Consider the following 11,143-nt stretch of genomic DNA (forward strand, 5'->3'; position numbering starts at 1 on the left):
GTACCCGAGATGATCCGGCATTGGCCGGCCCGCGCCGCAGCGGTAGCCGCGACCCTGCTCAGCCTCACCGCCTGTAGTGTCGGCACGCCGTCGGGCGGCCCGAGCACCAGCGTGGCCACCGTCCCCGAACTGGCACCCGACCAGAAGGTCTCGATCACCTTCGAGAGCTACAACCTGTCCACGGCCGGTCCGTGGACCGACACCTTCAACGAACTGCTCGACAACTTCCGCAAGCAGCACCCGAACATCACCGTGACCGCCCAGAAGCCCGGCGGCGCCTCGGCGAACGGCGTCAACAACTCGATGAGCAGCCTGCAGAGCGAGGTCGCCGCCGGCAATCCGCCCACCGTCGCGCAGGAGATCTTCGGCGATCTCGACTTCATGGTGGACAAGCTGCACGCGCACGCGTACGACGACCTGTTCGGCCGGAACGCGGTGCAGGCCAACTTCGGTGGCGCGCATCCGTTCGCCGACACCGCCAAGCCGCTGGGTGACGTGAAGGGCAAGACCTACGGCGTGCCGTTCGTGTTCTCCACGCCGGTGCTCTACTACAACGCCTCGCTGTTCCGCGCGGCCGGGCTGGATCCGGCCAACCCGCCGGCCAACTGGGATCAGGTGAAGACCGCCGCACAGGCGATCAAGAGCCACACCGGTAAGGACGGCGTCTACATCGACTGCCTCACCAAGGTTTCCGGTGACTGGTGCTACCAGGCGCTGGTCGCGTCCAACGGCGGCAGCGTGCTCTCCGGCGACGGCAGCAAGCTCACCTTCGCCGACGCGCCCGCGGTCGAGGCCGTGGGCATGGCACGGGATCTGGTCGGTTCGGGCGTGATGCCGCAGCTGACCCAGACGCAGGCCTTCCCGCAGTTCGCCGCCGGCAATATCGGCATGTTCCTCGAAAGCAGTTCGCTGCAGGGCAATTTCGTCAAGGGTGCGGCCGACGGACACTGGGACCTGGCCGCCGCGACGATGCCGCAGTTCGGCAGTAAGCCGGCCGCGCCGACGAATTCCGGTGCGGCGCTGTTCGTCACCGCGAGCGACCCGGCGCAGCAGCGCGCGGGCTGGGAACTGGTCAAGTACCTGACCGGTGACGAGGCGTACTCGATCATCGCCCGCAAGATCGGCTACCTGCCGCTGCGCACCGGTCTGGTCGACGATCCGAACAGCAGCCTGGCCTCCTGGGTCGCCCAGAATCCGCTGGTGCGACCGAATCTCGATCAGCTGAAGCGCCTGCACCCGTGGCTCGCCTTCCCCGGCGACAACTACGTGCAGATCCGCAACGGCATGCTGGAGGCGGTGGAGAAGTCGGTCTTCCAGAACGCCGATCCGAACGCGACCCTGACCGCGGCCCAGCAGCAGGCCTCGGCCCTCATGCCGGCCAAGTGACGACCACCGGAATCTTCGTGGAAGTGCCTGCGGTGCAGGCACTTCCACTGGACGGCCGGGCGCCCTCGGGGCGCCCGGCCCGTTGGCGCCGGGTACTGCGGGCCCTACCGCCGTACCTGTATCTGCTACCGGCCCTGGCGTGCGTGGTCTTCTGGACCTATCGGCCGCTGGCGCAGACCGTGCAGCTGTCCTTCTATCACTGGGACATGTTGCCCACCAGTCCCGCCGAACCGGCCGGGCTGGACAACTACCGGCGGCTGCTGAGTTCCCCGCAGCTGGGCCGGAGCCTGTGGCTCACCGTGGTTTTCATCCTCGGCATGGTGCCGTTCACGATCATCGTGCCGACCTTCGTCGGCCTGGTCACCCGCCGGCTGCGCGGCCGGACCGCCGCGCTGTACCGGGCGCTGGTGTTCGCGCCGATGCTGGTGCCGCCGGTGGCCGGCGCGGTGGTGTGGCAGTGGCTGCTCGATCCCCGCTACGGCGCGGTCGACCGGCTGCTGGGCACCGATCTGAACTGGTTGCAGCAGACCGGCCCCGCGCAATTGGCGATCGTCGTGATCACCGGCTGGCACGTCCTCGGTTTCGCCGTACTCATCGTGACCGCCGGCATCGCCGGGATCAGCGACGACTACACCGAGGCCGCCGCACTCGACGGCGCCAGCCGCGGCCAGACCACCCGCTGGATCACGCTGCCGCTGCTGTCCCCGACGCTGTTGTTCCTGGCGCTGATGACGGTGCTGCTGTCCGCGCAGTGGTCGTTCCCGGTGATCGACAACCTCACCCAGGGCGGGCCGAGCGGCGCCACCACGAACATCTACTACTTCCTCTGGGAGACCGCGTTCCAGGGCTTCGCGGCGGGTAGCGCCGCGGCCGCCGGCGTGCTGTTCTTCCTCGGCTTCGGCGTCCTGGCGCTGGTGCTGGTGCGCCTGTCCGACCGGCTCGGCGTGCACGACAACTGAACCTCGAGAGATATCCGGAGGACGAGCCGACATGATCGAAACCCGGCGGCCGCGACAGCAATGGATCGGGCACGTGGTGCTGGGCCTGCTCAGCATCGCCTGCATCTTCCCGATCTACTGGATGTACGCCACGTCGTTCCGCCGCCCGGCCGACGTGGGCGCCGCCTCCCTGGTGCCGTGGCCGCTGTCGGTCCAGGGCTATCGGGACGCGGCGCACATCATCGACATCGGCGGCCTGCTGCTCAACACCTTCACGGTGGCGGGCCTGACCGCCGCGGGCCAGCTGCTGACCAGCCTCTTCGCCGCATATGCGTTGACCCGCTGGCGTTTTCGCGGACAGCAGCTGGCCTATCTGCTGTTCGTCGGCACCTGGCTGGTCCCGTTCCAGGTGACCATGCTGCCCAACTACATCGTGATCGTGCAGCTCGGCCTGCTCAACACGCTGGCCGGGGTGATCGTGCCGATGCTGTGCTCGGTGCTCGGGGTGATGATGCTGCGCCAGCATCTGCAGGCGTTCCCGCGGGAACTGCTGGAGGCGGCGACCATGGACGGCCGGTCCTCGTGGGCCACCCTGTGGACGGTCGTGGTGCCGAATCTCCGTGCGCCCCTTGCCTCGCTGGCCATCCTGCTGTTCATCACCTCGTGGAACGAGTACTTCTGGCCGGCCATGGTGCTGCGGCACAGTCGCTCGGTGATCCAGCTGGGCCTGGAGGGTTTCTTCTCCCCGGAGGGCACCGACTGGTCCGCGTTGATGGCGGCGGCGGGCCTGGCCTGCCTGCCGGTGTTCGCGTTGTATCTGGTGTTGCAGCGGCAGATCGTCAGCGCGTTCGTCCGATCCGGTATCCGGTAGCCGCGGTGTGATCCGCCGGTTGCCGCGGGCCCTTCCCCGCGGCAGCCGGCGATCCGTTCAGCCCCGGGCCGCCACGACCGGGTCGCCGACCCGGAACACCGAGCTCGGCCGGGCCAGATGGATCGGGCCCGAAAACTCCGCGGCGGCCTCGGCCAGCCGCGCCTTCAGCCAAATCTCGTCGGTGGTCGGGAAATGGGTCAGCAACAGCTGCTCCGCCCCGCCCGCCTTGGCCGCCCGCGCGGCGTCGGCGGCGCACAGATGCCCGTGCGCACCGTGATCGGACACCTCCAGGGTCGCCTCCGAGACGAACAGGCCGATACCCGCCGCCAATCGCACCAGCGCGTCGGTGGGACCGGTATCGCCGGTGTAGGCCAGCGATCCGCTCGGCGCGCAGATCCGGACGCCGCAATTGGGTTTGGCGTGCCGCATTTCCACGAATTCGATCGTGCTGTCGCCGACGGTCACGATATCGTCGGGCCGATATTCGCGCACGTCGAATGCGGCATCGAATACGCGATCCAGCATCGGCAGCGTGTTCGTGGTCAGCAGTGACGACCAGCGTTCCAGCAGCGGGCCGGATCCGGCCGGCAGATACAGGGGCATGCGCGGCAATTCGTGCGGCCCCGGGCCGAAGAACGACGCGGCGCCCGGATATCCGGCCAGCGCGATCGGCGCCAGCAGCGACTTACCCACGGGCAGTAGGTCGTACACGTGATCGAGATGCAGGTGACTGATCACGATCGCGTCGAGCTCCGCGGAAGTCAGGACGGCCGAGAGCGAGGCCGCGATACCCGGCCCGCAATCCAGCAGGATACGACTGTCCCCGGTGTCCACCAGATAGCCGGAACTTGGCTGTCCTTCGGCAGGCATGCCCGCCCGGCAGCCGAGCACGGTGATTTGCATCCTTGTCTCCGTTCCACGATTCCCCAGAAATCCCGAATCCGCCCGCCTCTGGGCACACGGATACGGGTTATGTCATCTTGAGTGATTTTCGATCGCAACGAGACGGAAACAGTGCTGAGTGAAAATGTTCCACATACTCGATAGTCAGTGCCTATCGGGTTTCCACCGGGAGTTTCAGGACCGGCGCACCAGCACACCGCGCAGTACGGTATCGCGAACATGGGTCGAGCCCGGCCGGACGCCGAGGTCACGCAGAATGTTCTCCGGAATCCACTGCAGGCCGATCACACAGCGCGCCATCATCTCCGCCGGTGGCCCGTCGATACGCAGCTCACCGGACTTCCGGCCTTCGGACAGCAGCGATTTCATCTGCCGGACCCGGGTCGTGAACGACCAGCCGGGATCGGCGATGTCCGGCGGCGACTGGCGCATCCAGGCCAGCTGGATCCGGAACTCGTCCGGAAACCGGTCCAGCGCATTGATATTCACCCAGCTGAGCGCGTCGAGCTTTTCCAGCGGGGTGGACTCCGAGCGCAGCACGGCCGTCCACCCGGCGCCGACCTTGCGGCCGAACGACAACATGATCGACATCAGCAACTCGTCCTTGGAGCCGATCAGCCGGTAGGCGGTGCCGAGGGTGAGGCCCGCGGCGGCGGCGATGTCGCGGACCGTGGTCATCTCGTAACCGCGACGGCCGAATTCGGCTCTGGCGACGGCCCGCACATGGGCCGCCCGCTCCCCCGCCACGGCGTCCTCGTCGCCGGCCCAGGTGGCGATCACCCGTTCCGCGGCCGCGAACGCGGCCGAACCGTTCAGCGCGGCGTCCGCGGGCGATTCGCTCGCCAGCCCGTACAACTGGACGGTGCCGATCGCCGTGGCCACCCGGTCCCCGGATGCCTTGTGCCGGATGACATCCAGCCCGACGTGCAACATGCTCTGGCACAGCCGGTCGGCCAGCACCGGCAGATCCAGCTCCGGACGGATGTCGCCGTTCTCGTGGCCGGCCCGCAGGATCCGCAGCATCGCCTCCTGCGCGGTGGTCCAGCGCCGCCGGGTCAGGGCGATGAGTTCGGGATCGGTGCCGGGCCCCTCGTAGAACGACATCTGCAGGGCCGCACCGTGTTCCACCGCGCAGCGGGCGATCTCGCGGCCCAGTGCGAATATCTGCTCCGGCGGCGGCTGCGATCCGGCCCCGTCGAGCCGTTCCAGTGCGACGGTACCGATGCGATCGAGTTCGTCCTGATACCGCCGGATCAATTCGACGAGGATCGCTTCCTTCGATTCGAAATGGTGATACAGGCTGCCCGGCAGAATTCCCGCCGCATCGGCGATCTGTTGCAGCGACGCGCGCAGGCCCGAGGTCGCGATCACCGAATTCGCGGTCCGCAGAATCTCGGTGCGGCGGGAGGCATTCGGATCCGCGCCGGCGGCGACCGCCTGCGGTGTCCGGGAGCTCGGCGCCGCGACGCCTCGATCGACACCCGAAGGTAGCTGCGCGGCCATTCGACTCCTTCGGGTGTCACCACTGTGCCCATTGCACCGAGCCGGCGGCGGAGCCCGGCATCCGCCGAGTTTACCGACGGGCCGGGTACCGGACGGCGGCGGTGCGGCGCGGTGCCGCGCTGGGCTCAGCTCGGTAGATTCGAGACCAGATTCAGGACGGTGACCGTCTCGGTGCCGGTCTTGCGCAGCCGTTCCGACGAGCGGTAGCCGAGATCGACATCGGTGGCCCCGGACCGCAGCGCGCCGACGGTCAATTGTTCGCGGGTGTGGTGCTCGAACAGGTCGAACGAATACAGCCGCGCCGCGTTCCGATGGGTGATCCGGTCGATCTCGTCGTCGGACAATCCCACCAGATAACCGTCGAGGCTTTCCGGCGCCTGCGGCCAGGTCGAATCGGAATGCGGATAGTCGCATTCCCACGAGATCATGTCGAGGTTCAGTCGGTTCCGGCTCTCGATCCCGAATTCGTCGTCGATGAAGCACAGGGCGATGCGTTCGAGGAACACCTCGCTGGGCAATCTGTCCCCGAAGTTCTGATGCGTCCAGGCGCGGTGCATCTTGTACACCCGGTCGATCCGTTCGAGGAAATACGGCACCCAGCCGATACCGCCCTCGGACAGCGCGAAGGTGAGGTCCGGGAATTTGCGCAGCATCGGCGACCAGATCAGATCGGCGGCGGCGTTGACGATACTCATCGGCTGCAGGGTGATCATGGTGTCGATCGGCGCGTCGACGGAGGTGATGACCACCGACGACGAGGAGCCGATGTGCAGGTTCACCACGGTGTTCTCGTCGCTGCACGCGGTCCAGAACGGATCCCAGTGCGGGTCGTGCAGGGACGGATAGTTCAGCTTGGTCGGATTCTCCGAGAAGGAGACCGAGTGGCAGCCCTTCTTCGCCAGCCGCCGCACCTCGTCGGCCATCAGCTGCGGATCCCAGATCGGGGGCAGCCCGAGCGGGATCATGCGGCCGGGGTGCGCGCCGCACCACTCGTCGACATGCCAGTCGTTGTAGGCGCGCAACACCGCCAGGCCGAGATCCTTGTCCTGCGCGCGGGCGAAGTACTGCCCGCAGAACTGCGGATAGGACGGGAAGTTCATCGAGGCGGCGACGCCGTTGGCGTCCATGTCGCGGATCCGCGCCTCGATGTCGTGACAGCCCTCGCGGATCTCGCTGAACTTGGTCGGTTCCGCGCCGTACTCGTCCGGCGGGCGACCGGCGACGGCGTTGAGACCCACGTTGGTGGCCTCCTGACCCTCGAACACCCAGGCGTCGGTACCGTCGGCGCGCTGCACGACCTTCGGCGCCTGATCCCGGTACTTCACGGGAATGTGGTTGCGGAACATATCGGGCGGTTCCACGAGATGATCATCGACCGACACCAGCACCAGGTCGTTCATGTCCATGTCGTACTCCTTGTTCTGCGGTGCCGGGGGGCGGACTCGGCCGGCACGTGCGCGCGACCGGGGGTGGACAATCCGGCCGGATCGTCGGGGGCCGAATGCGCTTCCGCCGGTGCGGGACTCGAGGATCGGGGCAGTTCCGGCGTCCGCCGGGATCCGGTGCGAAGACGATTGACTGCCGGTGCCCCGGACTCTACTTTGGAACAGATATTTGGTCAATACCGATCGCGCTCGGCGGCAAGGAGTCCCGATGGCAGACGACGAGATGGGCCGGCTCGCCATGCTGGCCTCCGCGCTGGCGGGCCGGACGGTGACGGTCGCCGCGCTGCCCGCCGGCGAACCGGCCTGGACCGACGGCCGGACGGTGTACCTCGACGCCACGGCCGAACCCCGCGAGCGGCTCGAGGCACTGGCCGTCCAGGCCTCACTGCTCGCCGGCGGCGGGCTCGCGCCCGATATCGTCCGGCGGCTCGCGCACCGGCGCACCCTCACCCGGCGCTACCTCGCGATCGAGGGCCGCCGCGCGCTACTCGCCAATGCGTGGCTGCCGCCCGGTGCGCTCGGCGCGCTGCCGGCCGGAACCTGCACTGCCGCAACGCCGGCCGAATCCCTGGCCGCGGCCGCCGGCCGGTCCCCGATCGCGGACCCGCCCGCCGCGTTCGGCGTGATCCGGCCGGCCGCCCTGCTCGCCGCCGGGCGGGCGGGCGGACAGGCGGGTGACGCGGCGCATGTGCCACGGCGGCGATCCGGCGCGGAACTGCCCGGCCCGGACGAGGATTCGGCCGAGGACCACGCGACGTCCGATCCGTTCTCCAGCCCGGTCGGCGGCGCGGGCGCCCTCGGCGCACTGCTCGCGCGGCTGACGAGCGCCACGCGCCGGCTCTCCGGCGGCGGCCCGCCCGGCGCGGACGCGCCGACCCATGCCCGGCGCTCGGCGACCCGCGGCGCCGGGGCCGTCGTCTCCACGGCGGCCGCGGTGGGTGCGGACGACGCCCGGCCCGGCGCCTCCGGGGCACGCTATCCCGAATGGGACTGTCACCGTGGGCATTACCGGCAGGCGTGGTGCACCGTGATCGAAATCGAGGCCCCGCGCACCGAATCCGCCCCGGCCGCGCCGGACACCCGCGCGCTGCGAACCTCGCTGGCCCGGCTGGGACTCGGCTTCACCCATCGGCGCCGGCAGCCCCAGGGCGACGACATCGATGTGGACGCGGCCGTGGCGATGCGGGTCGAGACGGCGGCCGGTTCCACCCCCGACGAGGCCGTCTACGTGGCCAATCTCCGTCGCCGGCACGACCTTTCGGTGCTGATCCTGCTGGATGTGTCGGGATCGGCCGCCGAGGCCGGGACCGCCGGGCGCACCGTGCACGAACAGCAGCGCGAGGCGGCGGCCGCCCTCGCCGGGGCCCTGCACGAACTGGGCAATCGGGTCGCGGTGTTCGCCTACAGTTCCCAGGGCCGCTCGGCGGTGCACCTGACGCCGATCAAGCGGTTCGACGATCGGCTCGACGCCGCCGCGACGGCCCGGCTGCACGGCGTGCGGCCGGGGGCCTATTCGCGGCTCGGGGCCGCGATCCGGCACGGCACGGCGATTCTGCGGGAGCGGTCCGGCACACCGCGGCGGCTGCTGGTCGTACTGTCGGACGGACTGGCCTACGACCACGGCTATGAGCGCGCCTACGGCGCCGCCGACGCGCGAAAGGCGCTCGCGGAGGCCGGGAACGAGGGTATCGGCTGTCTGTGCCTGACGATCGGCGCCGCCACCGATGCCGAGGCGCTGCGGCAGGTGTTCGGCGCCGCGGCCCACGCCACGATCGACCGGCCCGACCGGCTGCGCGGACTCGCCGGGCCGCTGCTGCGACTCGCGCTCGACCGCGCCGATATCCGGCGCCGGCGGCCGGCGTGACCGGCCACCCCGGCCGGACCGGCGGATTTCCACCCGCCCGAACGGTTGTATCAAATATCTGTTCCACGCTACGCTGTGGTCTGCCCGGGTCGGGGATCTGCGACCCGGGACTCAATCCAAGGAGAAGCGATGTCTGGCATCGACGCCGGCGCACCTTCCGGCACTTCCGCGCGAACGGCCCGCGTATGACGACCTCCGCCACCGCGAAACGACCGCAGCCCGCGCCGCCCGGCCGCCCGTACTACCTCCCGGTGGGCAACGAGGAGGCGGTGTTCGAAGCCGCCTACCATCAAGGACTCTCGATCGTCCTGAAGGGGCCGACCGGCTGCGGCAAGACCCGGTTCGTCGAGGCGATGGCGCATCGGCTCGGACGGCCGCTGATCACCGTCGCCTGTCACGACGATCTCACCACCGCCGACCTCGTCGGCCGATACCTGTTGCGCGGCGGCGATACCGAGTGGGTCGACGGTCCGCTGACGCGCGCGGTGCGCGAGGGCGCCATCTGCTATCTCGACGAGGTGGTCGAGGCGCGCCAGGACACCACCGTGGTCCTGCACCCGCTGGCCGATCACCGGCGCGAGCTCCCGATCGAACGGCTCGGGGTAACCCTCGCCGCCGCACCGGGATTCGGCCTGGTCGTGTCCTACAACCCGGGCTATCAGAGTGTGCTCAAGGATCTCAAGGATTCGACCCGCCAGCGCCTGGTCGCGATCGAATTCTCCTTTCCGGCACCGGATCTGGAGCAGCGCATCGTCTCCCGCGAGGCCGGGGTCGACGAGGCGACGGCCGCGCTGCTGGTGCGGCTGGCCGGGGCGATCCGCCGGTTGGAGACCAGCGGGCTGCGCGAGGTGTCCTCCACCCGCGTACTCGTCGCCACCGGCCGCCTGATCGCCGCGGGGCTCGATCCGCGGGCGGCCGCGGTGGCGGCCATCGCGGGCCCGCTCACCGACGATCCGGCGATCACCCGCGGTCTCATCGAGATGATCGACGTGTACCTGGGCACACCCGGCGCCTGAACCCGGCCGGCAACCGGCGGACCGGTGTGTCCCCGGTCAAAAACAAATATTCGTTCACACGCTCGGCTCCGCCGGGCCCCAGCTCCTCCCGGGAGGTCATATGTCCTACGAAAGTGCCGCCGAGCCGATCAAGGTCGGCTACCTGATGGATTTCACCCTACCGCCGGGCTTTCCGGAGGAGATGAAGGCCGACTTCACCCGGGTCTTCGACCTCGTCTTCGAGGAGGCCCACGAGCAGGGCCTGCTGGACCGCCGGGTGCAGATGATCTACCGCGAGGTGGAAGGGCTGCCCAAGGGCAGCGTCAAGGCGGTGATCGACGCCTACGGGGAACTCGTCGACGAGGGCTGCCTGGTCGTGTTCGGCCCCAACATCACCGACAACGCCGTACCCACCCGGGAGGCGATCGAGGAGCGGTTCCGGGTGCCCGCGATCAGCGTGACCGGTACCGACGACTGGCTGGGCGAGTGGACCTTCGCATTCCCGCAGGGGTCGATGACCGATGAGCCGATCTTCCTGGTCGACCTGATCGCGCAGCGCGGGATCACCGAGATCGGGGTGCTGGCCGAGCAGAGCCTGATCGGCGAGAGCTATCTGCGCAACCTCCGGGATGCCGCCCGCCGCAAGGGAATCCGGATCGTGGCCGAGGCCGTGATCGCGCAGACCGCGCAGGACATCACCACCGCCGTGCGCACCCTCCACGATGCGAAGGCCGAGGCGATCGTCCATCTGGGCTTCGGATTCGGCATCGTGTTCGTCAATCCGGCACTGGAGGCGGTCGGCTGGGATCCGCCGCGATTCACCACCACCGCATTCCAGAACGCCTGGGTGAACCCGATCATGTGGAACGCGTTCATGGGCTGGATCGGCGTCGACCAGTACGACGAGGGCAACCCGATCGGACAGGACTTCCTCGACCGCTACGCGGCGAAGTACGACGGCCGGCGGCCCGAATACTGTGTGCCGGTGGTGAATCGGGATGTCGCCGCCACCCTGGTCCGCGCCTTCACCGACGCGCATCCGCTCAGCCCGCGCGGCGTCAAGGAGGCCCTGGAGCGGGTCAAGATGCTGCCCGCCGCCTCCGGTGCGCCGGGAACCCGTGTCTCGCTGGGTAAATGGACGCGCCGCGCCTGGATGGGCGCGGGCTACCTGGTGGCCCGGACCCTCGATCCCGACGGCGTCAACTCCCATCTCGTCGCCCGATTCGGCCAGGAGTGAC

The 11,143-nt window shown here is 69.1% G+C and carries 9 protein-coding genes; 6 read left to right on the plus strand and 3 right to left on the minus strand.

Going from position 1 to position 11,143, the window contains the following annotated elements:
• Positions 1-9 precede the first annotated feature (9 nt).
• The 3 genes from G361_RS0112550 to G361_RS0112560 are packed head-to-tail and all read left to right on the plus strand — an operon-like array spanning position 10 to position 3,195.
• On the plus strand, positions 10-1,386 hold the full coding sequence (locus G361_RS0112550) for an ABC transporter substrate-binding protein (protein WP_019927430.1): 1,377 nt from the start codon (positions 10-12) through the stop codon (positions 1,384-1,386).
• Positions 1,383-2,345, plus strand: coding sequence for a carbohydrate ABC transporter permease (locus G361_RS0112555; RefSeq protein ID WP_019927431.1), 963 nt, complete (start codon positions 1,383-1,385; stop codon positions 2,343-2,345). Before G361_RS0112550 ends, G361_RS0112555 begins: the two co-directional genes overlap by 4 nt.
• Before the next feature lie 31 nt (positions 2,346-2,376).
• Positions 2,377-3,195 carry a carbohydrate ABC transporter permease gene (locus G361_RS0112560; RefSeq protein ID WP_019927432.1) on the plus strand — a complete coding sequence of 273 codons (819 nt, stop codon included), beginning with the start codon at positions 2,377-2,379 and terminating at the stop codon, positions 3,193-3,195.
• A gap of 57 nt (positions 3,196-3,252) precedes the next feature.
• Here the strand turns inward: G361_RS0112560 and G361_RS0112565 are convergent, their stop codons facing one another.
• From G361_RS0112565 to G361_RS0112575, 3 genes are all read right to left on the minus strand, one after another.
• Complete coding sequence (locus G361_RS0112565) at positions 3,253-4,098, minus strand: MBL fold metallo-hydrolase (protein WP_019927433.1); 846 nt, start codon at positions 4,096-4,098, stop codon at positions 3,253-3,255.
• A 174-nt stretch (positions 4,099-4,272) separates the two neighbouring features.
• Complete coding sequence (locus G361_RS0112570; RefSeq protein WP_019927434.1) at positions 4,273-5,601, minus strand: TetR/AcrR family transcriptional regulator; 1,329 nt, start codon at positions 5,599-5,601, stop codon at positions 4,273-4,275.
• Between the two features lie 125 nt (positions 5,602-5,726).
• A complete protein-coding gene (locus tag G361_RS0112575; protein WP_019927435.1) occupies positions 5,727-7,007 on the minus strand; it encodes an amidohydrolase family protein in 1,281 nt (426 codons plus the stop codon).
• Positions 7,008-7,254: 247 nt separating this feature from the next.
• Between G361_RS0112575 and G361_RS0112580 the strand changes: the two genes are divergently transcribed.
• The 3 genes from G361_RS0112580 (at position 7,255) to G361_RS0112590 (ending at position 11,142) form a co-directional block, all read left to right on the plus strand.
• On the plus strand, positions 7,255-8,910 hold the full coding sequence (locus G361_RS0112580) for a nitric oxide reductase activation protein NorD (RefSeq protein WP_019927436.1): 1,656 nt from the start codon (positions 7,255-7,257) through the stop codon (positions 8,908-8,910).
• Between the two features lie 185 nt (positions 8,911-9,095).
• Positions 9,096-9,926: a CbbQ/NirQ/NorQ/GpvN family protein gene (locus tag G361_RS0112585; protein WP_019927437.1), complete on the plus strand. Its 831-nt coding sequence runs from the start codon at positions 9,096-9,098 to the stop codon at positions 9,924-9,926.
• A gap of 100 nt (positions 9,927-10,026) precedes the next feature.
• A complete protein-coding gene (locus tag G361_RS0112590) occupies positions 10,027-11,142 on the plus strand; it encodes an ABC transporter substrate-binding protein (protein WP_019927438.1) in 1,116 nt (371 codons plus the stop codon).
• The last annotated feature ends 1 nt before the right edge of the window (position 11,143 follow it).

The organism is Nocardia sp. BMG111209, assembly GCF_000381925.1.
GTDB lineage: Bacteria > Actinomycetota > Actinomycetes > Mycobacteriales > Mycobacteriaceae > Nocardia.